This window comes from Streptomyces sp. NPDC034037, assembly GCF_055575715.1.
The window spans coordinates 1-25,314 of the sequence record NZ_JBVISC010000001.1; the positions used below are offsets into that span (position 1 = coordinate 1).

General features: G+C 70.7%; 27 protein-coding genes and 1 pseudogene. 11 read left to right on the forward strand and 17 right to left on the reverse strand.

The annotated features are described in order from the left end of the window. Nucleotides 1-429 precede the first annotated feature (429 nt). Nucleotides 430-1,071 carry a DNA-3-methyladenine glycosylase gene (locus tag ACZ516_RS00005; RefSeq protein WP_469007756.1) on the reverse strand — a complete coding sequence of 214 codons (642 nt, stop codon included), beginning with the start codon at nt 1,069-1,071 and terminating at the stop codon, nt 430-432. 177 nt (nt 1,072-1,248) lie between these two features. On the opposite strand from ACZ516_RS00005, the gene ACZ516_RS00010 reads away from it, so the two are divergent. From ACZ516_RS00010 to ACZ516_RS00020, 3 genes are all read left to right on the forward strand, one after another. Continuing rightward, nucleotides 1,249-2,031: a sporulation protein gene (locus ACZ516_RS00010; protein ID WP_361088341.1), complete on the forward strand. Its 783-nt coding sequence runs from the start codon at nt 1,249-1,251 to the stop codon at nt 2,029-2,031. Nucleotides 2,032-2,068: 37 nt separating this feature from the next. Next, nucleotides 2,069-2,608, forward strand: a complete 540-nt coding sequence (locus ACZ516_RS00015; RefSeq protein WP_358585893.1) for a YbhB/YbcL family Raf kinase inhibitor-like protein — start codon at nt 2,069-2,071, stop codon at nt 2,606-2,608. 148 nt (nt 2,609-2,756) lie between these two features. Then, nucleotides 2,757-3,263: an HNH endonuclease gene (locus ACZ516_RS00020; protein ID WP_358585891.1), complete on the forward strand. Its 507-nt coding sequence runs from the start codon at nt 2,757-2,759 to the stop codon at nt 3,261-3,263. A gap of 82 nt (nt 3,264-3,345) precedes the next feature. On the opposite strand, the gene ACZ516_RS00025 is transcribed toward ACZ516_RS00020, so the two are convergent. The 3 genes from ACZ516_RS00025 to ACZ516_RS00035 form a co-directional block, all read right to left on the reverse strand. Further along, entirely contained in the window at nt 3,346-4,281 is a 936-nt protein-coding gene (locus ACZ516_RS00025) for an SPFH domain-containing protein (RefSeq protein WP_468749660.1), read from the reverse strand. 116 nt (nt 4,282-4,397) lie between these two features. Next, nucleotides 4,398-4,826: an NfeD family protein gene (locus tag ACZ516_RS00030; protein WP_358585888.1), complete on the reverse strand. Its 429-nt coding sequence runs from the start codon at nt 4,824-4,826 to the stop codon at nt 4,398-4,400. Between the two features lie 67 nt (nt 4,827-4,893). Further along, nucleotides 4,894-5,691, reverse strand: coding sequence for an ABC transporter ATP-binding protein (locus ACZ516_RS00035; RefSeq protein WP_469007758.1), 798 nt, complete (start codon nt 5,689-5,691; stop codon nt 4,894-4,896). A 121-nt stretch (nt 5,692-5,812) separates the two neighbouring features. Between ACZ516_RS00035 and ACZ516_RS00040 the strand changes: the two genes are divergently transcribed. Beyond that, nucleotides 5,813-6,595 (forward strand): hypothetical protein, encoded by a 783-nt coding sequence (locus ACZ516_RS00040; protein WP_469007759.1) that lies wholly within the window; start codon nt 5,813-5,815, stop codon nt 6,593-6,595. 120 nt (nt 6,596-6,715) lie between these two features. Here ACZ516_RS00040 and ACZ516_RS00045 read toward each other — a convergent pair whose 3' ends face one another. The 4 genes from ACZ516_RS00045 to ACZ516_RS00060 all read right to left on the reverse strand — a co-directional run bounded on the left by ACZ516_RS00045 (nt 6,716) and on the right by ACZ516_RS00060 (nt 9,097). Continuing rightward, nucleotides 6,716-6,964, reverse strand: a complete 249-nt coding sequence (locus tag ACZ516_RS00045; RefSeq protein ID WP_469007761.1) for a chaplin — start codon at nt 6,962-6,964, stop codon at nt 6,716-6,718. 62 nt (nt 6,965-7,026) lie between these two features. Then, nucleotides 7,027-7,125 (reverse strand): chaplin family protein, encoded by a 99-nt coding sequence (locus tag ACZ516_RS00050; RefSeq protein WP_469007762.1) that lies wholly within the window; start codon nt 7,123-7,125, stop codon nt 7,027-7,029. A gap of 171 nt (nt 7,126-7,296) precedes the next feature. Further along, the gene (locus tag ACZ516_RS00055) at nt 7,297-7,959 is read right to left on the reverse strand and encodes a response regulator transcription factor (protein WP_361088360.1); all 663 of its coding nucleotides are present in this window, start codon (nt 7,957-7,959) and stop codon (nt 7,297-7,299) included. Then, on the reverse strand, nt 7,952-9,097 hold the full coding sequence (locus ACZ516_RS00060; protein WP_361088363.1) for a GAF domain-containing sensor histidine kinase: 1,146 nt from the start codon (nt 9,095-9,097) through the stop codon (nt 7,952-7,954). Before ACZ516_RS00060 ends, ACZ516_RS00055 begins: the two co-directional genes overlap by 8 nt. A 422-nt stretch (nt 9,098-9,519) precedes the next feature. Here ACZ516_RS00060 and ACZ516_RS00065 point away from each other — a divergent pair, with 422 nt between their 5' ends. Continuing rightward, nucleotides 9,520-10,212 (forward strand): transglycosylase SLT domain-containing protein, encoded by a 693-nt coding sequence (locus tag ACZ516_RS00065; protein ID WP_358697212.1) that lies wholly within the window; start codon nt 9,520-9,522, stop codon nt 10,210-10,212. A gap of 125 nt (nt 10,213-10,337) precedes the next feature. Here ACZ516_RS00065 and ACZ516_RS00070 read toward each other — a convergent pair whose 3' ends face one another. Next, nucleotides 10,338-12,941 (reverse strand): ABC transporter ATP-binding protein/permease, encoded by a 2,604-nt coding sequence (locus tag ACZ516_RS00070; protein WP_469007764.1) that lies wholly within the window; start codon nt 12,939-12,941, stop codon nt 10,338-10,340. A 259-nt stretch (nt 12,942-13,200) separates the two neighbouring features. On the opposite strand from ACZ516_RS00070, the pseudogene ACZ516_RS00075 reads away from it, so the two are divergent. Both ACZ516_RS00075 and serB read left to right on the forward strand, forming a co-directional pair. Further along, nucleotides 13,201-13,429: pseudogene (locus ACZ516_RS00075) on the forward strand (streptophobe family protein); the annotation flags it as partial. A gap of 522 nt (nt 13,430-13,951) precedes the next feature. After that, the gene (gene serB / locus ACZ516_RS00080; RefSeq protein ID WP_358698856.1) at nt 13,952-15,166 is read left to right on the forward strand and encodes a phosphoserine phosphatase SerB; all 1,215 of its coding nucleotides are present in this window, start codon (nt 13,952-13,954) and stop codon (nt 15,164-15,166) included. A 117-nt stretch (nt 15,167-15,283) separates the two neighbouring features. Here the strand turns inward: serB and ACZ516_RS00085 are convergent, their stop codons facing one another. The 4 genes from ACZ516_RS00085 to ACZ516_RS00100 all read right to left on the reverse strand — a co-directional run bounded on the left by ACZ516_RS00085 (nt 15,284) and on the right by ACZ516_RS00100 (nt 17,755). Further along, a complete protein-coding gene (locus tag ACZ516_RS00085; protein WP_358585871.1) occupies nt 15,284-15,802 on the reverse strand; it encodes a SixA phosphatase family protein in 519 nt (172 codons plus the stop codon). 88 nt (nt 15,803-15,890) lie between these two features. Further along, nucleotides 15,891-16,106 (reverse strand): hypothetical protein, encoded by a 216-nt coding sequence (locus tag ACZ516_RS00090; RefSeq protein ID WP_361088370.1) that lies wholly within the window; start codon nt 16,104-16,106, stop codon nt 15,891-15,893. Between the two features lie 169 nt (nt 16,107-16,275). Continuing rightward, complete coding sequence (locus tag ACZ516_RS00095) at nt 16,276-16,392, reverse strand: SGM_5486 family transporter-associated protein (RefSeq protein ID WP_358585867.1); 117 nt, start codon at nt 16,390-16,392, stop codon at nt 16,276-16,278. 43 nt (nt 16,393-16,435) lie between these two features. After that, nucleotides 16,436-17,755 carry a CynX/NimT family MFS transporter gene (locus ACZ516_RS00100; protein WP_467465289.1) on the reverse strand — a complete coding sequence of 440 codons (1,320 nt, stop codon included), beginning with the start codon at nt 17,753-17,755 and terminating at the stop codon, nt 16,436-16,438. 59 nt (nt 17,756-17,814) lie between these two features. On the opposite strand from ACZ516_RS00100, the gene ACZ516_RS00105 reads away from it, so the two are divergent. Beyond that, nucleotides 17,815-18,495 (forward strand): FadR/GntR family transcriptional regulator, encoded by a 681-nt coding sequence (locus tag ACZ516_RS00105; protein ID WP_469007765.1) that lies wholly within the window; start codon nt 17,815-17,817, stop codon nt 18,493-18,495. On the opposite strand, the gene ACZ516_RS00110 is transcribed toward ACZ516_RS00105, so the two are convergent. From ACZ516_RS00110 to fabG, 3 genes are all read right to left on the reverse strand, one after another. Next, on the reverse strand, nt 18,479-18,835 hold the full coding sequence (locus ACZ516_RS00110; protein WP_467465288.1) for a hypothetical protein: 357 nt from the start codon (nt 18,833-18,835) through the stop codon (nt 18,479-18,481). The genes ACZ516_RS00105 and ACZ516_RS00110 overlap by 17 nt on opposite strands. A 114-nt stretch (nt 18,836-18,949) precedes the next feature. Further along, complete coding sequence (gene fabI / locus ACZ516_RS00115) at nt 18,950-19,711, reverse strand: enoyl-ACP reductase FabI (RefSeq protein ID WP_468749646.1); 762 nt, start codon at nt 19,709-19,711, stop codon at nt 18,950-18,952. A 4-nt stretch (nt 19,712-19,715) separates the two neighbouring features. Further along, on the reverse strand, nt 19,716-20,435 hold the full coding sequence (gene fabG, locus ACZ516_RS00120; protein WP_358585862.1) for a 3-oxoacyl-[acyl-carrier-protein] reductase: 720 nt from the start codon (nt 20,433-20,435) through the stop codon (nt 19,716-19,718). Between the two features lie 186 nt (nt 20,436-20,621). On the opposite strand from fabG, the gene ACZ516_RS00125 reads away from it, so the two are divergent. From ACZ516_RS00125 to tyrS, 3 genes are read left to right on the forward strand one after another with little or no spacing between them, the layout of a single operon-like run. Then, complete coding sequence (locus tag ACZ516_RS00125; RefSeq protein ID WP_469007767.1) at nt 20,622-22,145, forward strand: TldD/PmbA family protein; 1,524 nt, start codon at nt 20,622-20,624, stop codon at nt 22,143-22,145. Next, complete coding sequence (locus ACZ516_RS00130; protein WP_469007768.1) at nt 22,142-23,536, forward strand: metallopeptidase TldD-related protein; 1,395 nt, start codon at nt 22,142-22,144, stop codon at nt 23,534-23,536. The genes ACZ516_RS00125 and ACZ516_RS00130 overlap by 4 nt, the downstream gene beginning before the upstream one ends. Nucleotides 23,537-23,593: 57 nt before the next feature. Continuing rightward, nucleotides 23,594-24,862: a tyrosine--tRNA ligase gene (gene tyrS / locus ACZ516_RS00135; protein WP_358585856.1), complete on the forward strand. Its 1,269-nt coding sequence runs from the start codon at nt 23,594-23,596 to the stop codon at nt 24,860-24,862. A gap of 119 nt (nt 24,863-24,981) precedes the next feature. On the opposite strand, the gene ACZ516_RS00140 is transcribed toward tyrS, so the two are convergent. After that, nucleotides 24,982-25,257 carry a GlsB/YeaQ/YmgE family stress response membrane protein gene (locus ACZ516_RS00140; RefSeq protein WP_358585854.1) on the reverse strand — a complete coding sequence of 92 codons (276 nt, stop codon included), beginning with the start codon at nt 25,255-25,257 and terminating at the stop codon, nt 24,982-24,984. Nucleotides 25,258-25,314: the final 57 nt, after the last annotated feature.

The window sequence follows — 25,314 nt, forward strand, 5'->3', positions numbered from 1 at the left end:
CTCACCGAAGTGAGCCGGGGTATCAACATATCTGGCGTTGACTTTTGGCACGCTGTTGAGTTCTCAAGGAACGGACGCTTCCTTTGTACTCACCCGCAGAACATTCTCTGGGGCTTTCCTCCGGGCGCTTCCCTTCGGTATTTCGTGTTTCCAACCTTACCAGATCCGTTTTCCGTTCCGTTTCCGGTTCGGATTTCATTTCCGGTGGCCGTTGGAGGGCCTTTGCCTTTCGGCGTGTTCACTACGTTAGCGGATTCCCTCCGCAACTCATAATCGAGTTCCGCGGGTTCGAATTTCGGCATGCGAGCACGCGAAATAGGTCCCCGCTGGGGGAAGTCGTAGGTAGTGGTTGGCCGCTTCCAGCTCCCGGCAGATTGCCGTGACCGGTTCAAGCGGCTCGGACTACATTACGGAGACCCCCGGGCCACGTCAAGTTCGGCGGCGACGGGGCGCGTGGGCCCGATAGGGGCTGACCGTAGGGTCGTTGGCCGTCCAGAAGCGCCACGGGTGCCCGGCCCCCTCTCCCCCGACTCCGGTGCGGGGACCCTCACTGACCTGGTCGGCGTCCACCGGGGTGCCCGCCAGGATCGAGAAGGGGCTGTCGGGGCCACCGAAGAGGTCCGCGCCGTCGAGGCTCCGGTCCACGTCAAGAGCCGTGGCCAGTCGGGCCGGGCCTTTGGCCAGTTCCTTGTCGTTGCGGGCCGAGAGTCGACGCTTGCGGGCCAGTTCGGCGCCCACGGTGATCTCGCCGGCGCGCAGCAGGACCGCGCTCGCCATCCCCTCCGGGCCGCACACGAGGTTCATGCAGTGCCACATGCCATAGGTGAAGTAGACGTACACATGTCCGGGCGGGCCGAACATGACGTCGTTGCGGGGCGTGCGGCCGCGGTAGGCGTGGGAACCGGGGTCGACCTCACCGGCGTAGGCCTCGACCTCGGTCAGGCGCAGCTCGATCGGTCCGTCGTCCGAGTGGCGCACCAGGACGCGCCCCAGGAGGTCGGGCGCCACCTCCAGAACGGGGCGGTCGAAGAAGTCTCGGCTCAGGGGCGTACGGTCAGGGCTCGCGATCATGCCTTTCGAGCGTAGTACACCTCCGTCCGTTTGCTCCGGGCGTCCGTGGGTGCCCGGTTGTGGGGGCGTCGGGGGTGTTGACGCGGAACCGGGCGGGGTCTCCTCGCGTTGGTACCGGTCGAAGGTTCAAGTCGATAGTCGGGACGAGCCACAGGCGGCGGCCTGGGGAGGAGTGTCATGGGGTTCAAGAAGCTGCTCGCGAGTCTGGGGGCCGGCGGTGCCTCCGTCGAGACCGTGCTGACCGAGGTCAACGTGGTCCCGGGCGGCGTGGTCCAGGGCGAGGTGCGGATCCAGGGTGGATCGGTGGACCAGCAGATCGAGGGGCTCTCCGTCGGTCTGCAGGCCAGGGTCGAGGTCGAGGGCAACGACCAGGAGACCAAGCAGGACATCGAGTTCACCAAGATGCGGCTCGGCGGTGCCTTCACGCTCCTGGCGGGCGAGGTGCACGCGGTGCCGTTCGGTCTGGAGATCCCCTGGGAGACCCCGGTCACGAGCATCGAGGGGCAGCAGCTGCGCGGCATGAACATCGGTGTGACCACCGAGCTGGAGATCGCGCGCGCCGTGGACTCCGGCGACCTGGACCCCATCAACGTGCACCCGCTGCCGGCGCAGCAGGCCATCCTGGACGCCTTCATCCAGCTGGGCTTCCGCTTCAAGAGCGCCGACATGGAGCGCGGTCACATCCGCGGCACGCGGCAGAAGCTGCCGTTCTACCAGGAGATCGAGTTCTACCCGCCGCAGCAGTACCGCGGGCTGAACCAGGTCGAGCTGAGCTTCGTCGCGGACGACCGGGAGATGGACGTCGTCCTGGAGATGGACAAGAAGCCCGGTCTGTTCAGCGAGGGCAGCGACTCGTTCCGGTCCTTCCAGGTCGGGCTGAACGACTTCCAGGGCACGGACTGGGCGGCGTACCTGAACGAGTGGCTGTCCCAGGTCGGCAGCAAGCGCAACTGGTTCTAGGCTCGAAACGCACAGCAATCGACCAGGAGGTGCTCACGTGACCGAGCCGAAGAGGCCACCGCTTCCCCACGACTTCCACCCTCCCGTGCCGTCGTTCACGGTCGTGAGCGAGGACATCGAGCCGGGGGCGACTCTCAAGGACGCTCAGGTCCAGTCGGGCGGCGACACCTCGCCGCACTTGCGCTGGGAGGGTTTTCCGGCCGGGACGAAGAGCTTCGCCGTGACGTGCTTCGACCCGGACGCCCCCACGGGCAGCGGGTTCTGGCACTGGAGCGTGTTCGACATCCCGGCCTCGGTCACCGAACTGCCGGCCGGTGCCGGCAGCGGCAAGTTCGAGGGGCTGCCCGAGGGCGCGGTGCAGGTGCGCAACGACTACGGGGCGAAGGAGTTCGGCGGTGCGGCGCCGCCGCCCGGGGACCCCGCGCACCGTTATGTGTTCACCGTGTACGCGGTGGACCAGGAGAAGCTGGGTCCCGATTCGGACGCCTCGCCCGCGGTCGTCGGCTTCAACCTGCGGTTCCACACGCTCGCGCGTGCGCAGCTCATCGGCGAATACGGCGCCCCCGCGGAGAACTGACCGTTCACCGATTGTTTGCCCGCCTCTGGTCATGGAAGTGATCAGAGGCGGGCATTTTTTATTGCGTTGTCCATCTCGGCGTGCCCGTTCAGAGTTGATCCAAGCCCGCCAGGCGGTGGGCCGGTGCATACGGGAGGTGGGCAGGTTGATGCGGGACACTCTGGTGCTGAACGCGAGCTTCGAGCCGCTCTCGACGGTGACGCTCAACCGGGCCGTCGTCCTGGTGCTCCAGGACAAGGCCGTGGTGGAACAGGCCCACCCCGGGCTCCGTGTGCGCGCGGCGGCAGTGGAGATACCGGTGCCCCGGGTGATCAGGCTCTGCAGATACGTCCGGGTGCCGTTCCGAAGACAGGCACCGTGGTCGAGGCGAGGAGTCCTCGTCCGGGACCAGCACCGGTGCGCGTACTGCGGCAGACGGGCCACGACGGTGGACCACGTCGTGCCGCGCTCGCAGGGCGGCGCCGACTCCTGGCTGAACACGGTGGCTTCGTGTGCGCCGGACAATCACCGCAAGGCGAACCGGACGCCCGAGGAGGCCGGGATGCCGTTGCTGCGCCAGCCGTTCGAGCCGACTCCCGCGGGGGCGATGCTCTTGTCGCTGGGGCGGGAGGACTTGGCTTCGTTGCCGGAGTGGTTGGCGCAGCCTGCGGCTTAGGGGCCTGACTCTGTCTGCGGGTTGTCCTGGGCCGGACGCGCACGCCCCCGCGCCCCTTTCGGGGCGCTGCCTTCGGAGGGCTCTAGTCGATCGGCGGCTGTTCGCGGCGCTCCTTGCCGGACGAGCCGCCTGAACCGCCGCCCAGGGGGCCGAAGTTGCCGAGGGCGCCGCCGAGGCCCTTGAGGGCGTCGCCGATCTCGCTGGGCACGATCCAGAGCTTGTTCGCGTCGCCCTCGGCGATCTTGGGGAGCATCTGGAGGTACTGGTAGGAGAGCAGCTTCTGGTCCGGGTCGCCGGCGTGGATGGACTCGAAGACCGTGCGGATCGCCTGGGCCTCGCCCTCGGCGCGCAGGGCCGCGGCCTTGGCCTCACCCTCGGCGCGCAGGATCGCGGACTGCTTCTCGCCCTCGGCGCGCAGGATCTCCGACTGCCGGACACCTTCGGCCTGGAGGATCGCGGCGCGCTTGTCGCGGTCGGCGCGCATCTGCTTCTCCATCGAGTCCTGGATGGAGGTCGGCGGCTCGATCGCCTTCAGCTCGACGCGGTTGACGCGGATGCCCCACTTGCCGGTGGCCTCGTCGAGGACGCCGCGCAGGGCCGCGTTGATCTCCTCGCGGGAGGTCAGGGTCCGCTCCAGGTCCATGCCGCCGATGATGTTGCGCAGGGTGGTGACGGTGAGTTGCTCGATCGCCTGGATGTAGCTGGCGACTTCGTAGGTCGCGGCCCGCGCGTCGGTCACCTGGTAGTAGATGACGGTGTCGATGTTGACCACCAGGTTGTCCTGGGTGATCACCGGCTGGGGCGGGAAGGGCACCACCTGTTCACGCAGGTCGATGCGGTTGCGGATCGAGTCGATGAACGGGACGACGATGTTCAGGCCCGCGTTCAGCGTGCGTGTGTAGCGGCCGAAGCGCTCGACGATGGCGGCGCTGGCCTGTGGGATGACCTGGATGGTCTTGATCAGGGCGATGAAGACCAGCACCACCAGAATGATCAGGACGATGATGATTGGTTCCATCGTGGCTCCCCGTACCCTTCATGCCTCGGTGTGTGCCCGCGCGGCACGGAGACCCGCGGGTTCTCAAAGATCTTGCTGGTCGAGTCTGTCAGACCGCCGCACGGCCCGTGGGGCATTCACAGGACGATGGCCGTCGCTCCGTCGATCTCGACGACGTCCACTTCTTGGCCGGCCTCGTAGGCGCGGTCCGCGTCGAGCGAGCGCGCGGACCAGATCTCGCCCGCGAGCTTGATGCGGCCGCCGGAGCCGTCGACCCGTTCCAGGACGACGGCCGACCTGCCCCTCAACGCGTCGATTCCGGTGGCCAGTTCGGGCCGCTGGGCTCGGTGCCGGGTCGCGATGGGGCGTACGACGGCGATGAGCGCGACCGAGACCGCGGCGAAGACGACCACCTGGAGGACGGTGCCCGCGCCGAGGCTAGCGGCCACGGAGGCCGCGACGGCGCCCGCGGCGAGCATGCCCAGCTCCGGCATCGCGGTCAGTACGAGCGGGATTCCGAGCGCGGCGGCGCCGATCAGCCACCACACCCATGCGTCGATGTCCACGTGGTCATCGTAGGACCGGGGGTCGCTTCCGGGACAGGGCGCGGTCAGTCGGTCCGGACGCGCCCCTTCAGGACATCGGCAGGCCCGTGGCGGTCCAGCGGTCGTTGCGCTGTTCGACGACGAGCGGGAGTCCGAAGCAGAGGGAGAGGTTGCGGGAGGTGAGCTCCAGCTCCAGCGGGCCCGCGGCGAGGACCTTGCCCTGTCGGATCAGCAGGACGTGCGTGAAGCCGGGGGCGATCTCCTCGACGTGGTGCGTGACCATGATCATCGAGGGGGCGATGGGGTCGCGGGCGAGGCGGCCGAGGCGGCGTACGAGGTCCTCGCGGCCGCCGAGGTCGAGGCCGGCGGCGGGCTCGTCGAGGAGGAGCAGCTCGGGGTCGGTCATCAGGGCGCGGGCGATCAGGGTGCGCTTGCGCTCGCCCTCGGAGAGCGTGCCGAACCTGCGCTCCAGGTAGTCGCTCATGCCGAGGCGGTCGAGGAAGGCGCGGGCGCGCAGCTCGTCGACGTCCTCGTACTGCTCGCGCCAGCCGGCGGTCATGCCGTACGCGGCGGTGAGCACCGTCTGCAGGACGGTCTGGCGCTTGGGCAGCTTGTCCGCCATGGCCATGCCGGCGACGCCGATGCGGGGGCGGAGCTCGAAGACGTCGGTGCCGGGCTTGCCGAGGGTCTCGCCGAGGATGGTGGCGGTGCCGGTGGTCGGGAAGAGGTAGCTGGACGCGACGTTGAGGAGGGTGGTCTTGCCCGCGCCGTTCGGGCCGAGGATGACCCAGCGCTCCCCTTCCTTGACCGACCAGGAGACCTGGTCCACCAGAGCCCGGCCCTCTCGGACCACAGATACGTCCTCAAGCTCCAGTACATCGCTCATGAGCGCGCTGTCTCCCATTGCAGTCTCGGTCGTCGCTCGCGTCGGTGGACGCGGTCCCCGGATAAAACCTACGCCACCGGTCGGGCGTTCCTGTCGCGAGCCCGGTCCTTAGGCTGTGCGCATGCTCTCGGAACCACGCTCAGGACGCCTGGCCGCATGGGGAAATGCCCTGTTGGCCGGACTTGTTTCCCCGGATGACGCGGTGCTCGCGATGGTCGGCGAGGACGCGGTGCACCGGGTCGAAGGACTTCCCGGGGAGTCGGGCCCCGTGGGTCTCACGCTCGCGATGGGGCGGCTGCGCTCGCTCGGGGTGACGGGTTTTCGGGTGGCGCTGCCCGCGCCCGGGCATCCGCTCGGGCTGAGCGGCCCGCCCGAGTTCAACGCGCGGGCCCTGGAGGCGCAGGAGGCCGTGGTCGCGTTCGGCGCGCCCCATGGGCTCGTGCCCGAGGTGTTCGAGGCGGGGCCCGAGGGTGACGTGCATGTGGAGGTCCGCTGGCACTGCCTGCCGGTGCGGGAGGCGCCCCCGGCGGACGTGCCCTCGCTCGGGGAGGCGGAGCGCGAGCTGGCGGAGGCGCTGCGGGACGCCACGCGGGTGCTGTCCCGGCTCGACGTGGCGGGGTCCGGGCCGGTGGCCGAGGCGGCGCTCGACGCGTACCGGGCGCGGGCCGAGCGGGGGCGCGAGCTGCTGGCCCCCGGGTATCCGCCGCGTGCGGTCCGGGTGCTCGAGCTGGCGCAGCGGGTCGGACTGCTGATCTCCCTGGCGTACGACAACGGGCACGGCGGGGCCGTGAGCGCCTCGGAGATGGCCGCGCGGGGGCAGGCGCTGCGGCCGGTGGAGCGAACGGCGCGGCGGGCGCAGGTGGCCGCGTACAACGCCTATGTGGAGGAGCGGGAGCGGCGCTGAGGGGTGCCCTCCGGGGGCCGGTCCTGGCGCGCGGGAAGGCCCCGCGGGCCGAGGGAGCCGCGGGGCCTTCTGTTCCGGAGCGGTGCTCCGTCCGGCGTGGCAGCCGTTCCGGAGCGGTGCTCAGTGGTTGACCGAGGCGTTTCCGAAGGCGGGGTTGAGCACGCCGATCACGTCGACGCTGTTGCCCGTGATGTTGACCGGGACGTCGACCGGGACCTGCACGAGGTTGCCGGAGGCGACGCCCGGCGAGTTCGTCGCGGCGCCGTGGGCGCCGGCGTCGGAGGCGGCGGACGCGGCTCCGGCGGAGGCACCCGCGGCGAGTCCGGCGGTGACGACGGCGAAGGCGGCCTTCTTGGCGATGCTGTTCATGGGTGGTGCTCCTCCTGCTGACATGGGCGGCCCCTGCGGCGGGGCCGGGGTGCGGGGCTCGATCAGAGGTTCGCGCGAACGTTCCCGGACGTCGGGTTCAGGACGCCGATGACGGTGACGGTGTTCCCGCGGGCGTCGGCGGCCTTGTTCGGGTTCTGCACTGCGCGATCCTCCGGAGCGGAAGCTGCGGCCGGCCGCCGCAGCACGCACTGGAGAACGCCCGGGCGCCCCGGGGGTTGCGCCAAATGGGGGACATATACACGACGGTATGAATCTCAGTCCGGAGCGCGACGGTCCGCGCCCCCGGCGCCGGCCCCGGGGGCGCGCGGGGATCAGTCGGTCACACCGTGGCGTACGGCCCAGAGCGCGGCCTGGGTGCGGTCGGCGAGGTCCAGCTTCATCAGGATGTTCGAGACGTGCGTCTTGACCGTCTTCTCCGAGAGGACGAGGGCGCGGGCGATCTCGCGGTTGGAGCGGCCGTCGGCGATCAGGCCGAGGACCTCACGCTCGCGCTCGGTCAGCGAGCCGCCCCGACCGTGGCCGCCGCCCGCCTCCTCCTGGGAGAGCAGCGCCCCGGCCACCTCGGGCTGGAGCAGGACGTGTCCCGCGTGCACCGAGCGGATGGCGCCGGCGAGGGCGTCCGGGTCGACGTCCTTGTAGACGTAGCCGGCGGCGCCCGCGCGCAGGGCCGGGACGACCGTGCGCTGCTCGGTGAAGCTGGTGACGATGAGGACGCGCGCGGGGTTGGCCAGCTCGCGCAGCCTGCGCAGTGCCTCGACGCCGTCCATGCCGGGCATCTTGACGTCCATCAGGACCACGTCGGGCTTCAGTTCCTCGGTCCGCGCCACTCCCTCGGCGCCGTCGGATGCCTCGCCGACGACCTCGATGTCGTCCTGGACCTCCAGGAACGTCCGCAGGCCGCGGCGGACCACCTGGTGGTCGTCGACCAGCAGGACCCGGATCCTCGTCCTCGCGTCGTGCTCGGCGTCAGCCACCGGGGACCTCCATCTCGATCGTCGTGCCCTTGCCGGGCTCCGATTCCACGGTCAGCCGTCCGCCGACCCCGCTCGCCCGGTCGCGCATGGAGACCAGACCCAGGTGGCGCCCCGCGCGCCGTATCGCCATCGGGTCGAAGCCCCTGCCGTCGTCGGTGACGCGCAGGACGGCTCCCGCGCCCCGCTTGCCGAGGGACACGGTGACCCGCTCGGCCCCGGAGTGGCGCAGGGCGTTGTGCAGGGCCTCCTGGGCGACGCGGAGCAGGGCTTCCTCCTGGGAGGCGGGCAGCGCCCGTACGCCGTTGCTCTCGAAGGTGACCTGTGCGGAGTGGGCGCGGTGCAGCACCTGGATGTGCGTGCGCAAGGTGGCCACCAGGCCGTCCTCGTCCAGGGCGGCGGGGCGCAGCTCGACGACGGCGGCGCGCAGCTCGTCCGCGGCCTCGGCGGCGAGGGCTGCGACCTGGTGCAGTTCGCCCTTGGCGCGGGAGGGGTCCCGGTCGACCAGGGCGGCGGCGGCCTGGGCCGTCAGGCGCAGCGAGAAGAGCTTCTGGCTCACGGCGTCGTGCAGTTCGTGGGCGAGGCGTGAGCGCTCCTCGGCGATGGTCAGCTCGCGGCTGCGCTCGTAGAGGCGGGCGTTGGTGAGGGCGATCGCGGCATGCTGGGCCAGGAGGGACAGCAGCTCCTCGTCCTGCGCGGTGAAGCCGCAGCCGCCCTGGGGTTTGGGGCACTTCTTGTTGGCGAGGAAGAGCGCGCCGAGCGTCTCGTCGCCGTAGCGAATGGGGAGGCCGAGAAAGTCGGACATGTCCGGGTGGGCGGCGGGCCAGCCCTCGAAGCGGGGGTCCTCGCGGACGTCGGCGAGGCGCTCGGGCTCGGCCCGCCGGAGCATCGCCGCGAGGATGCCGTGCTGCCTGGGCAGCGGGCCGATGGCCTTCCACTGCTCGTCGCTGACGCCGTCGACGACGAACTGGGCGAAGCCGCCGTGGTCGTCGGGGACCCCGAGCGCGGCGTACTCGGCGTCGAGCAGCTCGCGGGCGGAGGCGACGATCGTCTTGAGGACGTCGCGCACCTCCAGGTGCCTGCTCATGGCGAGCAGCGCGGCGCTCACCGCGTCCAGGCCGGATCGGGGTCCTTGACTCATGGCGACACCGTACCGGCGGGGTGTGACTGTGCGTATCCGCCCTGTGGTGGCCCCCTGGTGGGCCGCGAGGCCTAGGACCAGGGGCCGACCCTCACCGAGCGCATTGCTGGGGCAACGCATGGTGAGACTGTTACGTGCCCGATGTGAGCCCGGGCATAGGGCGAACATCACGTACGAAGGTTCCTAGTGGATGAGGGAACCCATATGGGGACCGGCGAGCGGGGTCATGCGGGTGCGGTGCGTACCCCCTGATCCACTATGCCGGGTCGTACGTCACTGCTTTGCCACAGAATTTTGCTGCCGCTAAGAATTGCTCCCGTCGCTCGACGCCGCGGTCCTCGCACCGCGGCGTTTGTGCCGGAGCAGCAACCGTCCCCCACCGGTGTAGAGCGACCTCCGCTACCCGAAGAGGTCCCTTACCCATGTCCAAGCCCGTCACCCCTGGTCTCAGTCGCGACAACGTGACCAGAACCCAGAAGTTCTCGATCGCCGGAGTCGCCGCGCTCGGCGCCGCCGCCCTCGCCTTCTCGCTCGTGCCGGGCAACTCCGAGGCCGGGGCCCAGGCCGCCGACGTCTCCCCCGTCGCCTTCGCCGTCTCCGCCGGCGCGCAGAAGACGGTCCACGCCAGCGTCTCCAAGCAGCAGTCGAACGCCGACAAGCAGGCCAGGGACGCCGCCGCGAAGGCGGCTGCCGACAAGAAGGCCGCGGACGAGGCCGCCGCCAGGAAGCGGGCCGAGGACGAGCGCAAGGCCAAGGAGGCCGCGAGCCGCGCGGCCGCCCGCAAGCCGGTCTACGCCAACAACCTCGACGGCTGGATCCGCCAGTCCCTGGACATCATGCGGGCCAAGGGCATCCCCGGCTCCTACGAGGGCCTGCACCGCAACATCCTCCGCGAGTCCTCGGGCAACCCGAACGCCATCAACGGCTGGGACATCAACGCGATCAACGGCACCCCCTCGATCGGCCTGCTCCAGGTCATCAAGCCGACGTTCGACGCGTACCACGTCGAGGGCACCTCGACGAACATCTACGACCCCGTCGCCAACATCACGGCCGCGGCCAACTACGCGGCCGACCGGTACGGCTCGATGGACAACGTGAACAGCGCCTACTGAGCCTTGATCGCCTGATCAACGGACCTCTTCAGCCGAAGGCGAGGTTCAGCGACGCCGAAGGGCGGCACCCCGTGCGGGGTGCCGCCCTCGTCGTGCGTACGGGCGTGTCGTCCGTACGTGCGCGCTTACTTGCGCATGACCTCCGGCTCGTGGCGGCGCAGCAGGCGGGCGACCGCGAAGCCGCAGATGACGCCGAGCGCGAGCAGCACCGTGAGGTTGATGCCCCACTGTCCGACCGAGTGCTCCCACAGGGGGTCCAGGTCGTTGGGGTTCTTCGCGTCCCACGGCGGCATCAGGTGCGCGAGGTCCAGGGTGGCGCCCGCGCCGGCGATGGCCCAGCGGGACGGCATCAGCCAGGCGAACTGCTCCAGGCCGGGCGAGCCGTAGACCTGGAAGAGGACGCCGGTGAAGACGACCTGCACGATCGCGAACATGACCAGCAGCGGCATGGTCTTCTCGGCGGTCTTCACCAGGGAGGAGATGACCAGGCCGAACATCATCGAGGTGAAGCCGAGCGCGATGATCGTCAGGCAGATCTCGGCGGCCGGCGGCATGATCAGGCCCTCTTCGGGCAGCTCGCGCGGGGCGAAGCCGATGGCGCAGATGATGACGCCCTGGATGGCGGTGATGACGCCGAGGACGATGACCTTGGACATCAGGTACGCCGAGCGGGAGAGGCCGGTGGCCCGTTCCCGTTCGTAGATGACCCGTTCCTTGATCAGCTCACGTACGGAGTTGGCCGCGCCCGAGAAGCACATGCCGACCGCGAGGATCAGCATGATCGTTCCGGCGTCGCCGTTGAACTTGGACGGCGGCTTGGGCGGGGCGAGGCCGAAGTCGGCCGGGATGACGACGCTGACGACACCGAGGACCGCGGGCAGGATCACCATCAGGCCCATGAAGCCCTTGTCGGAGGCGATCACCGAGGTGTAGCGGCGGATCAGGGTCCACAGCTGCGAACCCCAGCCCTGCGGCTTGGGCGGCTTGACCGCCTGCGGGGGCGGCATCGGTACGGACTGGGCGGCGACGGCGTCGATGTCCGCGGCGTACATCTGGTAGTGCTGCGAGCCCTTCCAGCGGCCCGCCCAGTCGTAGTCGCGGTAGTTCTCGAAGGCGGAGAAGACATCCGCCCAGGTGCTGTAGCCGAAGAAGTTGAGGGCTTCCTCCGGCGGGCCGAAGTACGCCACCGAGCCGCCCGGCGCCATCACCAGGAGCTTGTCGCAGATCGCCAGCTCGGCGACCGAGTGCGTGACGACCAGGACCGTGCGGCCGTCGTCGGCGAGGCCGCGCAGCAGCTGCATGACGTCGCGGTCCATGCCCGGGTCGAGGCCGGAGGTCGGCTCGTCCAGGAAGATCAGCGACGGCTTGGTCAGCAGCTCCAGGGCCACCGACACGCGCTTGCGCTGGCCACCGGAGAGGGAGGTGACCTTCTTCTCCTTGTGGATGTCCAGCTTCAGCTCGCGCAGCACCTCGCCGATGCGGGCGTCGCGCTCGGCCTCCGTGGTGTCGGCCGGGAAGCGCAGCTTGGCCGCGTACTTCAGGGCCTTCTTGACGGTCAGCTCCTTGTGCAGGATGTCGTCCTGCGGGACCAGACCGATGCGCTGGCGCAGCTCGGCGAACTGCTTGTAGAGGTTGCGGTTGTCGTAGAGGACGTCGCCCTGGTTGGCGGGCCGGTAGCCGGTGAGCGCCTTGAGCAGGGTGGACTTTCCGGAACCGGAGGGGCCGATGACCGCGATGAGCGACTTCTCCGGGACGCCGAAGGAGACGTCCTTGAGGATCTGCTTGCCGCCGTCGACGGTGACCGTGAGGTGGCGGGCCGAGAAGGAGACGTCACCGGTGTCGACGAACTCCTCGAGCTGCCCGCCGACCAGGCGGAACGTCGAGTGACCGACGCCGACGATGTCGTTCGGGCCGATCGACACCGTCGAGGACTTCGCGATCGGCTGACCGTTGACGTACGTGCCGTTGTGCGAGCCGAGGTCGTGCAGCTCGAAGCGGCCGTCGGGCGTCGCGGTGAACTCGGCGTGGTGGCGCGAGACCTGGAGGTCGGAGACGACCAGCTCGTTCTCCAGGGCGCGGCCGATGCGCATCTTGCGGCCGAGGGCCAGCTGGTGGAACGTCGTCGGGCTGCGGTCGCCGTGCACCGGCGGCGCCCCCGCGGCACCGCCGGAACCGGGGGTCTTCTGCGCGTACTGGCCGACCGGTGCGCCCTGCTGCTGCGGCACGTGCGGGTGCTGCGGCGGCTGGTGTGCCTGGGGTGGCTGGTGCGCTTGGGGCTGTTGTTGCTGGTGCTGCTGCCAGGCCTGCTGCTGCGGCTGGTACGGGGCCTGCTGCTGGGCGTGCTGCGGTGCGGCCGCGTGCTGGGCGTGCTGCGGTGCGGCTGCCTGGTGCGGCGTGGCTGCTTGGTGCTGCGGTGCGGAGACGGCCGCGGCCGTGGCGGCACCGGACAGATTCAGCCGCGGGCCGTCGGTCGCGTTGCCGAGGTGGACCGCCGAACCGGGGCCGATCTCCTGCTGATGGATCCGCTGGCCCTGCACGAAGGTGCCATTGGTGCTGCCATGGTCCTCGATGACCCAACTGCGCCCGCTCCAGCTGATCGTGGCGTGACGCCAGGACACCCTGGCGTCGTCGAGCGCGATGTCTCCCTGCGGATCGCGTCCGAGGGTGTATGGCCTGGACGAATCGAGCGTCCAGGACCTTCCATTCAATTCCAGTACGAGTTCCGGCACTCCATGCCCCACTGAGTTGTCCCCCGAGCTAGCCCCCATGTGGGGAGTCTAGGGATGTCGAACATCGGGAGGAACTATTTCAGGAGGAGGCCTCTGACCGAAAGTCGGGCCTTGTGAAGACTGCGTACCGGCCTTTGGGGTTGCCCCGTTGACGGAGCAGAAAACGCCCCGGAGAGTAGTAAGCGCCCATCACGGCCATTACACGTACGAGATGCGTGAAAGCGTATGTATCGAGTGCGGAATGTGCACCGTGATAGCGATGGCAGCCGCGACGGTGGCGCTCGGTGCGGGAGGTTCCCTCACGCCGTCCGGCGATGTCTCGGTGTTCGGCCTGGACGGGGCCGAGGCGACCACGGCGGTCGATATCGCGCCACTTGGGGTGAGTCTGGTGGGCGCGCTGCTCCTCGCCCACTTCTTCCCTCTTCCTGGCGATGCTCGCGGGGCTCGCCTGGGTGGGGCACGACGTCGTGACGATCGACGGCGAGCGGCGGGTGGGAGGGCCTCACCTCTGGCGTCGACACGGCGCCGGGGTCGGTGTCGGTATCGGCACGGGCATCAGTCCCGGGTTCGTCGTGGGCCACGGCCTCGGCGGCATCGCCTTCGGCGCAGGCACCGGCACCGGCACCGGCACCAGCCGAAGCCCCGGACCCCGCCTCCCCGGCGGCGGGCCCGTACCGGCCCAGCGCCCCGCAGCGGCCGCCGAACCCGGATACGAACCCCTATCTACGGCCCCCGGGGGACGTTTCCGGCGCGCCCACCGCGTCGGGCCCCCTCCTGCCACCGCCCCGGCCCCGGCCCCGCCCGCGCTCGGGCGGCCGGCCGCCTCCGCCGCCCCCTCCCCCACCACCGCCGAAGCCTCCGCCCCGCAGGCCCCGCTGACATCCGCCTCTTCCCTCGATACCCGGCACCACGGGCAAACGTCGCGAAGCGAGCGGGAGGCGAACAGCCGGTGTCCGGGAAGCGGACCGCCGGGCGCCCCCGGGAGGTGGACGGATACCGTAGGCAGCACCATGAGTGCTTCGCAGCCCCCTCAGTCCGCCGACGTCCCGACGCTTCTCGTCAAGATCTTCGGCAAGGACCGCCCCGGCCTCACCGCCGGCCTCTTCGACACCCTCGCCGCCTACTCCCTCGACGTCGTCGACATCGAGCAGGTCGTCACGCGCGGCCGGATAGTGCTGTGCGCGCTGGTGACCGTCCCGCCCGCTGGTATGGAGGGTGACCTGCGGGCCACCGTCCACAGCTGGGCGGAGTCCATGAAGATGCAGGCCGAGATCATCTCGGGCATCGGCGACAACCGGCCGCGCGGCCTCGGCCGCTCGCTCGTGACCGTGCTCGGCCACCCGCTGACCTCGGAGTCGACCGCGGCGATCGCCGCCAGCATCACGGGGACCGGCGGCAACATCGACCGTATCTTCCGGCTCGCCAAGTACCCGGTCACGGCCGTCGAGTTCGCGGTGTCCGGCACCGAGACCGAGCGGTTGCGCACCGCCCTCGCCATAGCGGCCGCGAAGCTCGGCGTGGACGTCGCGGTGGTCGCGGCGGGCCTGCACCGCCGCGCGCAGCGCCTGGTCGTGATGGACGTCGACTCGACGCTCATCCAGGACGAGGTCATCGAGCTGTTCGCCGCGCACGCCGGGTGCGAGGACGAGGTCGCCGAGGTGACGTCCGCCGCGATGCGCGGCGAGCTGGACTTCGAGCAGTCGCTGCACGCGCGCGTGGCACTGCTCGCGGGTCTGGACGCCTCGGTGGTCGACAAGGTCCGCTCCGAGGTCCGGCTGACCCCGGGGGCCCGCACCCTCATCCGCACCCTCAAGCGCCTCGGGTACCAAGTGGGCGTCGTCTCGGGCGGTTTCACCCAGGTGACCGACGACCTGAAGGAACGTCTCGGCCTCGACTTCGCCCAGGCCAACACGCTGGAGATCGTCGACGGCAAGCTGACCGGCAAGGTGACCGGCGAGATCGTCGACCGGGCGGGCAAGGCGCGGCTGCTGCGCCGCTTCGCCCAGGAGGCCGGGGTCCCGCTGGAGCAGACCGTGGCGATCGGCGACGGTGCGAACGACCTGGACATGCTGAACGCGGCCGGGCTCGGGGTCGCGTTCAACGCCAAGCCCGTGGTCCGCGAGGCCGCGCACACCGCGGTGAACGTGCCCTTCCTGGACACCGTCCTCTATCTCCTCGGGATCACCCGCGAAGAGGTCGAGGCCGCGGAGACCCACAGCGACTGACGGCCGGGGCCGGCTCGGCTCCGCCCTCCCGTCCTTTCCCCTCCCGCGCGTCCCTCGCACGACGGGGCCCCGCGCCCTACAGGCGGGGCCCCGTCGTCGTAACGGTGGAGGGGTGGGTCACTCGGACGGCGCCCAGTAGTCGACGAGGGTGGCCACGCCCGGTTCCAGTGCCTTCCAGGATCCGGAGTACGTCAGGACGGCGAAGGTGGCGGTCGGGAAGCCCCGGCGGTTCAGCCGCTCCCTGACATCGCCCTCGGCGTCCCCGGCGAGGACGTCGGCCAGGCCGTGGATGCTGGGGTTGTGGCCGATCAGGACGATGTTGCGCACCTCGTCCGGGGTTTCGTTGAGCACGGCGATCAGCTCACCGGGCGAGGCCTCGTACAACCGGTCCTCGTAGACGGTCCTCGGCCGCTGCGGCAGCTCCGAGACGGCGAGCTTCCACGTCTCGCGGGTGCGGACCGCGGTCGAGCAGAGGGCCAGGTCGAGGGGGATGCCGCTGTCGGCCAGCTTGCGTCCGGCGACGGGGGCGTCCCTGCGGCCTCGATCAGCGAGCGGCCGCTCGTGGTCGGAGACATCGGGCCAGTCGGCCTTCGCATGCCGGAAGAGGACGATCCTGCGGGATTCTGCGACGCTCATGCGTCCCAGCTTCGCATGAAACGCGCCACAGGGCGCAGGTAGTTGGAGCGGTCGGCCGAGGCGGGTGAGTGAGGCGGCGGGGCGGGGCTCACGCGGTCGCGCGCAGGGCTATCGCCTGGATGCGTTCGAGGAGGCTCGTGACGACCGGTTCGCTGCTCGCGGCGTGGGCGTCGGCGGGGTTCAGGATCAGCAGGAGCAGGGTCGCGAAGGCGAGGGCGGGCAGGGCGATCCCCCACCAGGGGAGCTGGATCTCGATGCTCCCCGACTCCGCGGGGTCGCGCCGGGTGTGCGTACGGGCCGACATACCGCCTCCGTGTCTTCGAGTGGTCGATGCCCCGTCGTCGCGGGCACAACTCGAAACTAGGCGATCGGCGGCCCTTGGCCCATCCGGTGTTCCACCCACTTGACCCTGACACTGGCCCCCTAGGGGATAGGGGGGCCAGCCCCACCATCCCGCTGCGGACGGCCTCAGGTCACGGTGAGGCGATGGCGGCGATGATGCCGATGATCACGGTGATGGCCAGCATCGCGCCGAGCACGATGAGCAGCTTCTTCTGGCCGTTCTGGGGGTTCGGGTCGAGGACGGGCATGACGCCAGTCTCCCACCCTCGCCCCCTGCCCCGGTCGGTGGGGTCAGGCCGCCTCGGCCGCCGCCCGGTCGGCCCTGGCCGCCACCTCGTCCTCGACCGTGCGGTTGCGGCCCGCGAGGGTGCCGACGACGATCTGGGGCACCATCAGGCCCGCCATCAGGGCGATCGGCAGGCCCCAGCCCCCGCTGTGCTGGTAGAGGACGCCCACCAGGAGCGGTCCGGGGATCGAGATCAGGTAGCCGGTGCTCTGCGCGAAGGCGGACAGCTTGGCCACGCCGACGCTGCTCTTGGCCCGCATGCCGACCATCGTGAGGGCGAGCGGGAAGGCGCAGTTGGAGATGCCGAGCAGCAGGGCCCACGCCCAGGCGCCGCCCGCGGGTGCGAGGTAGAGGCCCGCGTATCCGGCGAGACCGCAGGCGCCGAGGACGATCACGACGGGGCCCTGGTTGGTCAGCCGCGTGGCGACCCTCGGGATGACGAACGCCAATGGCACGCCCATGGCCATCGTGACGGCGAGGAGCACGCCCGCCTCGCCGGCGGGGACGCCCGCGTCACGGAAGATCTGCGGCATCCAGCCCATCGTGACGTACGCGGCCGTGGCCTGGAGTCCGAAGAAGACGGCGAGCGCCCAGGCGGTGCGGCTGCGGGTGATGCGCAGCCCCTCGTCCTGCCGGCGCACGTCGGGGCTGACGTGCTCCGGGGCGGCGGCGGTGGCGGCCCGGTCCCGGCTGACGAGCGGGATCCACGGCACGACGGCGACGACGGCGAGCACCGCCCAGAGGGCGAGCCCGCTCTGCCAGTGCCCGCCGAGCGCGTCGGTCATCGGGACGGTGAGGGCGGCGGCGAGGGAGGTGCCGAGCGCGAGCGCCATCGAGTACAGGCCGGTCATGGAGCCGACCCGGTCGGGGAACCAGCGCTTGACGATGACCGGCATCAGGACGTTGCTGACCGCGATGCCCATGAGGGCGAGCGCGGTGGCGGCGAGGAAGCCGGCGGTGCCGCCGAGGAAGGGGCGTATCACCAGGCCGGCGGCGATCGCGGCCATGCCGACGCAGACCACCGCGCCGGCGCCGAAGCGCCGGGCGAGGCGGGGCGCCATCACTCCGAAGACGGCGAAGCACAGGGGCGGCACGGAGGTGAGCAGTCCGGCGAGGGTGCCGCTCATGCCGAGGCCGTCGCGGACCTCTTCGAGGAGGGCGCCGAGGCTGGTGATGGCCGGGCGGAGGTTGAGGGCCGCGAGGACGATGCCGACGACGACCAGGCGCGTCGTCCACGCGCGCGTGGAGGCTTGTTTCGCCGCCGGTCCGGTACGCGGGGAGGGGGGCGCCGTCGGTGTCATCGTGGTGGTTTCCTCACTAGCCATGGCCCCATCATAGAATCATAGGATGATTGGCTGTCCAATCCGTTTGGGAAGGTAATGTCATGCCGCTGACCACCGCGCGCCGTTCGGCCCTGTCCGAGCAGGTCATCGCCGAGCTGCGCAACCAGATCTCCTCGGGCGAGTGGCCGGTCGGCTCCCGCATCCCCACCGAGCCGGAACTGGTCGAGCAGCTGGGCGTGGCCAGGAACACCGTCCGAGAGGCCGTGCGCGCCCTCGCGCACAACGGCCTGCTCGACATCCGCCAGGGCTCGGGCACCTTCGTCCTCGCCACCAGCGAACTGGCGGGCGTGATGCACCGCAGGTTCGCCGACGCGGACCCGCGGCACGTCGCCGAGCTGCGCAGCACGCTGGAGTCGAGTGCGGCGAGGCTCGCCGCGGAGCGCCGCACCGCGCGGGACCTCAAGCAGCTCGACGCCCTCCTGGCGCGCCGCGAGGAGGCCTGGGCCTCGGGGGACGCGGAGACCTTCGTGACAGCCGACGCGTCGTTCCACATGGCCGTCGTCGCCGCGTCGCACAACGACGTGATGATGGCGCTCTACGCGGACCTCGGCGAGGTGATGCGCGACTGGCTGCGCGAGGACGTCGGCACGAAGCTCACGCCCGAGGCGCACATGGACCACGCCCGGCTCGTCGAGGCGATCCGCGCGCGGGACACGGAAGCCGCGGCCACGGAGGCGGCCGGCTACCCGTTCATGTGCCGGCCCGTCACTTCTGGTGACTGACCCAGGCCGCGCGGACCTCCTTCCAGCACCGTCCGGTCAGGCGCACGGTCTGGGCCGGACCCGCCTCGACCCCGGCCGTGTCGACGTCGATGTCCCACCACCGGTCGCACTCCACGTGCAGGCGGACCCGGTCGGTCTCGGGGTAGGGGTTGTGGCAGTACGCGACCACCGCGGCACCGGCGACGCCGGTGCGGCACTCCGCGCCGAAGGGCCGGGGTTTTCGTGGCTCCACGCGCGCGTGCGGGCCGTTTTGACCGGCCTCGCCGAGGGGCGCGGCGCCGGACGGCGGCGCGGCGGCCAACAGGGCGAGAGCGGCGAGCACCGCACCGGAGAGACGCACACTCCAGGGTGCGCGGCACTGCCCCGGCGCCGCCCGGCACGGGGGCCGAACGGGTGACGCCCCGCCTCCCGCGCGGTGCGGGGACGGGGCGTCATCGGCGTAGGAGATGCCGGGTCAGGCACCCATCATGTGGACGCCGCCGTCGACGTGGACGATCTCGCCGGTGGTCTTCGGGAAGAAGTCCGAGAGCAGGGCGACGATGCCGCGGCCCGCGGGCTCCGGGTCGGCCATGTCCCACTCCAGCGGGGAGCGGCTGTTCCACACGTCCGCGAGGTCGGCGAAGCCCGGGATGGACTTGGCCGCCATGGAGCCGATCGGGCCCGCGGAGATGAGGTTGCAGCGGATGTTCTCCTTGCCCAGGTCACGGGCGAGGTAGCGGCTGGTGGCCTCCAGGGCGGCCTTGGCCGGGCCCATCCAGTCGTACTTCGGCCACGCGTACTGCGCGTCGAAGGTGAGGCCGACCACCGAGGCGCTGTCGCCGAACAGCGGGCGGCAGGCCATGGTGAGCGACTTCAGGGAGTACGCCGAGACGTGCATCGCCGTGGAGACGTCCTCGAAGGTGGCCTCCAGGAAGTTGAAGGCGCCCTGCGGGGCGAAGCCGATGGAGTGCACGACGCCGTCCAGGCCGCCGAGCTCCTCGCGGACGAGGCCCTCCAGGCGGTCCAGGTGCTCCTGGTTGGTCACGTCCAGCTCGATGACCTTGGCGGGCTTGGGGAGCTTCTTGGCGATGCGCTCGGTGAGCGTGGGCCGCGGGAAGGCGGTGAGAATGACCTCGGCGCCCTGCTCCTGGGCGACCTTGGCCGCGTGGAAGGCGATGGAGGACTCCATCAGCACACCCGTGATGAGGATGCGCTTGCCGTCGAGAATTCCGCTCATGTGATCAGTGACCCATGCCCAATCCGCCGTCAACGGGGATGACGGCTCCAGTGATGTACGAGGCGTCGTCGGACGCGAGGAACTTCACCGCGGCGGCGATCTCCTCGGGGCGCGCGTAACGGCCGAGCGGCACCTGAGAGACGATGCCCTCGCGCTGCTCGTCCGTCAGCACCTTGGTCATGTCGGTGTCGACAAAACCGGGTGCGACGACGTTGAAAGTGAGGTTGCGCGACCCGAGCTCGCGGGCGAGGGAGCGCGCGAAGCCGACCAGACCCGCCTTGGAGGCGGCGTAGTTGGCCTGCCCGGGCCCGCCCATGAGGCCCACGACCGAGGAGATCAGGACGACGCGGCCCTTCCTGGCGCGCAGCATGCCGCGGTTGGCGCGCTTGACGACGCGGAAGGTGCCGGTGAGGTTGGTGTCGAGGACGGAGGTGAAGTCCTCCTCGGACATGCGCATCAGGAGCTGGTCCTTGGTGATGCCGGCGTTGGCGACCAGCACCTCCACGTTCCCGTGCTTGTCCTCGATCTCCTTGTAGGCCTGCTCCACCTGCTCGGCGTCGGTGATGTCGCACTTGACGGCGAGGACCCCGGCGTCGGTCAGGACCCGCGGCGGCTCACCCGAGCGGTAGGTGATCGCGACCTTGTCGCCGGCGTCGGCGAAGGCGCGGGCGATGGCGAGGCCGATGCCCCGGTTTCCTCCGGTGACGAGAACCGAGCGGCTCAACGGATCACCCTTTCGATAGCGGTCTGGTACCTCGAAAACCTATCGGTACCTTCCGCGATACGGAGAATCGGCGACCGACAGTGGCTCGGAGGACTCCCTGTCGGGTCCCTACAGAAAACTCTGGCCGCGGGGCCGTCGGGCGCGACATGATCGGACCCGACCGGTGCCGACAACAGGGAGACACCCGTGCCTCATACCATCGATGAAGCCTTCACGGCGCTGCCGCTGAGGGCTCTCGCCGACGCCGCGCTCGCCCGCGCGCGGGCGCTCGGCGCCGACCACGCGGACTTCCGCCTGGAGCGGGTGCGCAGCGCGTCCTGGCGGCTGCGCGACGCCAAGCCGTCCGGTTCCTCGGACACCACGGACCTGGGGTACGCGGTCCGGGTGGTGCATGGGGGCACCTGGGGTTTCGCCTCGGGCGTCGACCTGACGATGGACGCGGCGGCGAAGGTGGCCTCGCAGGCCGTGGCCATGGCGAAGCTGTCGGCGCGGGTGATCGGGGCGGCCGGCTCCGACGAGCGCGTCGAGCTCGCGGACGAGCCCGTGCACGCCGATCGCACCTGGGTGTCGTCGTACGAGATCGACCCCTTCACGGTCCCGGACGAGGAGAAGTCCGGGCTGCTCGCCCAGTGGAGCGCACGCCTGCTGGCCGCCGACGGGGTCGCGCACGTCGACGCCTCGCTGGTCACCGTGCACGAGAACAAGTTCTACGCGGACACGGCGGGCACCGTGACCACCCAGCAGCGGGTGCGGCTGCATCCGGAGCTGACGGCGGTCGCCGTGGACGCGACGAGCGGCGAGTTCGACTCGATGCGCACGCTCGCGCCGCCGGTCGGCCGGGGCTGGGAGTACCTCACCGGAACCGGCTGGGACTGGGCGGGCGAGCTGGCGAGACTGCCCGAGCAATTGGCCGAAAAGATGCGGGCGCCGAGCGTGCGGGCGGGCTCGTACGACCTCGTCGTCGACCCGTCGAACCTCTGGCTGACGATCCACGAGTCCATCGGTCACGCCACCGAGCTGGACCGCGCGCTCGGCTACGAGGCGGCGTACGCGGGCACCTCGTTCGCCACCTTCGACCAGCTCGGCAAGCTCGCCTACGGCTCCTCGCTGATGAACGTGACGGGTGACCGGACCGCCGAGCACGGGCTCGCCACCATCGGGTACGACGACGAGGGCGTGGCCGCGCAGTCCTGGGACCTGGTCAAGGACGGCACGCTGGTCGGCTACCAGCTGGACCGGCGCATCGCCCGGCTCACCGGCTTCGAGCGCTCCAACGGCTGCGCGTACGCCGACTCCCCCGGCCATGTGCCGGTGCAGCGCATGGCGAACGTGTCGCTCCGGCCGGATCCCGGCGGGCTCTCCACCGAGGACCTGATCGCGGGCGTGGACCGGGGCATCTACGTGGTCGGTGACCGGTCGTGGTCGATCGACATGCAGCGGTACAACTTCCAGTTCACCGGTCAGCGCTTCTACAAGATCGAGAACGGACGGCTCGCGGGACAGCTCCGCGACGTCGCCTACCAGGCGACGACCACCGACTTCTGGGGCTCCATGGCCGCCGTCGGCGGTCCGCAGACGTACGTACTCGGTGGCGCCTTCAACTGCGGCAAGGCCCAGCCGGGCCAGGTCGCCGCGGTCTCGCACGGCTGCCCGTCCGCCCTGTTCCGGGGCGTGAACATTCTGAACACCACGCAGGAGGCCGGTCGATGAGCCCGCGCACCGCCAAACCGCACGAGATCGTCGAGCGCGCCCTCGACCTGTCCACCGCCGACGGCTGCGTGGTGATCGCCGACGAGGAGTCGACGGCGAACCTGCGCTGGGCGGGCAACGCCCTGACCACCAACGGCGTCACCCGCGGCCGCACCCTGACCGTCATCGCCACCGTCGACGGCAAGGAGGGCACCGCCTCCGGCGTCGTCTCCCGCTCCGCCGTCACCGCCGACGACCTGGAGCCGCTGGTGCGCGCCGCCGAGGCGGCCGCCCGCTCGGCCGGCCCCGCGGAGGACGCGCAGCCGCTGGTGACCGGCGTCGCCGCGTCGCCCGACTTCACCGACGCCCCCGTCGAGACCACCTCGGCGGTCTTCGCGGACTTCGCCCCCGCGCTCGGCGAGGCCTTCGCCCGGGCCCGCGCGGGCGGCCGCGAGCTGTACGGCTTCGCCAACCACGAGTACGTCTCCAGCTACCTCGGCACCTCCACGGGGCTGCGCCTGCGCCACGACCAGCCCAACGGCACCCTCGAACTGAACGCCAAGTCGCCGGACCGCACCAAGAGCGCGTGGGCGGGACGGGCCACCCGGGACTTCAAGGACGTCGACCCGACCGTGCTCGACGCGGAGCTGGAGCGGCGCCTGGCCTGGGCACGGCGGCGCGTCGAGCTGCCCGCCGGGCGGTACGAGACGCTGCTGCCGCCGACCGCCGTCGCGGATCTGCTGATCTACCAGTTCTGGTCGTCCTCGGCCCGGGACGCCGCCGAGGGCCGCACGGTCTTCGCCAGGCCGGGCGGCGCCACCCGCCTCGGCGAGCGGCTCGCCCGGCTGCCGCTGACGCTGCGCAGCGATCCGCACGAGCCCGGCCTGGAGTCGGCGCCGTTCGTGCTCGCGCACTCCTCCGGCGGGGACGCCTCCGTCTTCGACAACGGACTGCCGCTGAGCGCCACCGACTGGATCCGCGAGGGTGAGCTGGCCCACCTGGCCACCAGCCGGCACAGCGCCGCCCTCACCGGCCTGCCGGTGACCCCGGCCGTCGACAACCTCGTCCTGGATGGCGGCGGCAACCGCTCCCTGGACGAGATGGTCGCCGCGACCGGGCGCGGGCTGCTGCTCACCTGCCTCTGGTACATCCGCGAGGTCGACCCGGCGACGCTGCTGCTCACGGGCCTGACCAGGGACGGCGTCTACCTCGTGGAGAACGGCGAGGTCGTCGGCGAGGTGAACAACTTCCGCTTCAACGAGTCGCCGGTCGACCTGCTCGGCCGGGCCTCGGAGGCGGGCCGCACGGAGCGGACGCTGCCGCGCGAGTGGGGCGACTACTTCACCCGGGCCGCGATGCCCGCGCTGCGCGTCCCCGATTTCAACATGAGTTCGGTCAGCCAGGGCGTATAACCTCGGTCCTTGCACATCCGTGCACCCTGTAAGCACTCCCGAGGAGACGCGAGACCCGTGACGGACATCGTCGACGAGCTGAAGTGGCGGGGACTTTTCTCCCTGTCCACCGATGAAGACGCACTGCGCAAGGCGCTCGCGGACGGTCCCGTCACGTTCTATTGCGGCTTCGACCCCACCGCGGCGAGCCTGCACGTCGGACACCTCGTGCAGGTCCTCACCGTGCGCCGGCTCCAGCAGGCGGGGCACCGCCCGCTGGCCCTGGTGGGCGGCGCCACGGGCCAGATCGGCGACCCGCGGCCGACCGCCGAGCGCACCCTGAACGACCCGGAGACGGTCGCGAACTGGGTGGCGCGGCTGCGCTCGCAGATCGAGCCGTTCCTGTCCTTCGAGGGCGAGAACGCCGCGGTGATGGTCAACAACCTCGATTGGACCGCGGGCCTGTCCGCGATCGAGTTCCTGCGGGACATCGGCAAGCACTTCCGGGTGAACAAGATGCTGACCAAGGACTCGGTCGCCCGGCGCCTGGAGTCGCAGGAGGGCATCTCCTACACGGAGTTCAGCTACCAGCTCCTGCAGGGCATGGACTTCCTGGAGCTGTACCGGCGCTACGGCTGCACCCTCCAGCAGGGCGGGTCCGACCAGTGGGGCAACCTCACGGCCGGCATCGATCTGATCCACCGCCTGGAGCCGGACGCGGCCGTGCACGCGCTCGCCACGCCCCTGATGGTCAAGGCCGACGGCACCAAGTTCGGCAAGTCCGAGAGCGGCGCCGTCTGGCTCGACCCGACGATGACGACGCCGTACGCGTTCTACCAGTTCTGGCTGAACGTGGACGACCGGGACATCTCGACGTACATGCGGATCCTGTCCTTCAAGTCCCGCGCGGAGCTGGAGGAGATCGAGAAGCAGACCGAGGAGCGTCCGCAGGCGCGCGCCGCGCAGCGCGCGCTCGCCGAGGAGCTGACGACGCTGGTGCACGGCGCCGACCAGTGCGCCGCGGTCATCGCCGCGTCCAAGGCGCTCTTCGGCCAGGGCGAGCTGGCCGATCTGGACGAGGCGACGCTGGCCGCGGCCCTCTCCGAGCTGCCGCGCGTGCGGGTCGCCGAGCTCGGCCCGGTCGTGGACCTGTTCGCCGAGGTCGGCCTGGTGGCGAGCAAGTCCGCCGCCCGTCGCACGGTCAAGGAGGGCGGCGCCTACGTGAACAACGTCAAGGTCGCCGCCGAGGACGCCGTCCCGGCCCGCGAGGACCTGCTGCACGGGCGGTGGCTCGTGCTGCGCCGGGGCAAGAAGAACCTCGCGGCCGTCGAGGTGACGGCGGGCTGATCACGCCCGGGGCCGTTCCCCCGCGGGCTGCTCACGCGCTCACGGCGAAGGCCCGGCGCCCCGCATGGGGGGCCGGGCCTTCGCCGCGCAGGACGGCTCGCACGCCGTGGCGGCAGGGCTCAGGCTGTTCGCCGGTTGCCTTTGAGCATCTTGTAGGCCGCGTCGCCCAGGCCGACGACCACGACCGCCGCCGCCACCTGGAGCGCGTGCCGGCCCCAGTCGATGCCCTTGGTCTCGTTGATGCCGAACTGCGTCGCGAGCCAGTTGCCCACGACCGCTCCGATGATGCCGAACACCGTGGTCAGCCAGAGCGGACTGTGCTGCTTACCCGGCAGGATCGCCTTGGCAATCAGCCCCAGCACGAATCCCACGATGATCGCCCACAACCAGCCCATAGCTGCCTCCTTGTACGGCTCTACGTGAGCATTACCGCCAGTGTCGGTCCGTGCGCC

What these genes read in the sequence shown, in the direction of transcription:
- ACZ516_RS00005 (WP_469007756.1), bottom strand. Translation starts at nt 1,071, where the DNA reads ATGATCGCGAGCCCTGACCGTACGCCCCTGAGCCGAGACTTCTTCGAC.
- ACZ516_RS00010 (WP_361088341.1), top strand. Translation starts at nt 1,249, where the DNA reads ATGGGGTTCAAGAAGCTGCTCGCGAGTCTGGGGGCCGGCGGTGCCTCC.
- ACZ516_RS00020 (WP_358585891.1), top strand. Translation starts at nt 2,757, where the DNA reads ATGCGGGACACTCTGGTGCTGAACGCGAGCTTCGAGCCGCTCTCGACG.
- ACZ516_RS00025 (WP_468749660.1), bottom strand. Translation starts at nt 4,281, where the DNA reads ATGGAACCAATCATCATCGTCCTGATCATTCTGGTGGTGCTGGTCTTC.
- ACZ516_RS00035 (WP_469007758.1), bottom strand. Translation starts at nt 5,691, where the DNA reads ATGAGCGATGTACTGGAGCTTGAGGACGTATCTGTGGTCCGAGAGGGC.
- ACZ516_RS00040 (WP_469007759.1), top strand. Translation starts at nt 5,813, where the DNA reads ATGCTCTCGGAACCACGCTCAGGACGCCTGGCCGCATGGGGAAATGCC.
- ACZ516_RS00045 (WP_469007761.1), bottom strand. Translation starts at nt 6,964, where the DNA reads ATGAACAGCATCGCCAAGAAGGCCGCCTTCGCCGTCGTCACCGCCGGA.
- ACZ516_RS00060 (WP_361088363.1), bottom strand. Translation starts at nt 9,097, where the DNA reads ATGAGTCAAGGACCCCGATCCGGCCTGGACGCGGTGAGCGCCGCGCTG.
- ACZ516_RS00065 (WP_358697212.1), top strand. Translation starts at nt 9,520, where the DNA reads ATGTCCAAGCCCGTCACCCCTGGTCTCAGTCGCGACAACGTGACCAGA.
- serB (WP_358698856.1), top strand. Translation starts at nt 13,952, where the DNA reads ATGAGTGCTTCGCAGCCCCCTCAGTCCGCCGACGTCCCGACGCTTCTC.
- ACZ516_RS00085 (WP_358585871.1), bottom strand. Translation starts at nt 15,802, where the DNA reads ATGAGCGTCGCAGAATCCCGCAGGATCGTCCTCTTCCGGCATGCGAAG.
- ACZ516_RS00090 (WP_361088370.1), bottom strand. Translation starts at nt 16,106, where the DNA reads ATGTCGGCCCGTACGCACACCCGGCGCGACCCCGCGGAGTCGGGGAGC.
- ACZ516_RS00095 (WP_358585867.1), bottom strand. Translation starts at nt 16,392, where the DNA reads ATGCCCGTCCTCGACCCGAACCCCCAGAACGGCCAGAAGAAGCTGCTC.
- ACZ516_RS00100 (WP_467465289.1), bottom strand. Translation starts at nt 17,755, where the DNA reads ATGGCTAGTGAGGAAACCACCACGATGACACCGACGGCGCCCCCCTCC.
- ACZ516_RS00105 (WP_469007765.1), top strand. Translation starts at nt 17,815, where the DNA reads ATGCCGCTGACCACCGCGCGCCGTTCGGCCCTGTCCGAGCAGGTCATC.
- fabI (WP_468749646.1), bottom strand. Translation starts at nt 19,711, where the DNA reads ATGAGCGGAATTCTCGACGGCAAGCGCATCCTCATCACGGGTGTGCTG.
- ACZ516_RS00130 (WP_469007768.1), top strand. Translation starts at nt 22,142, where the DNA reads ATGAGCCCGCGCACCGCCAAACCGCACGAGATCGTCGAGCGCGCCCTC.
- ACZ516_RS00140 (WP_358585854.1), bottom strand. Translation starts at nt 25,257, where the DNA reads ATGGGCTGGTTGTGGGCGATCATCGTGGGATTCGTGCTGGGGCTGATT.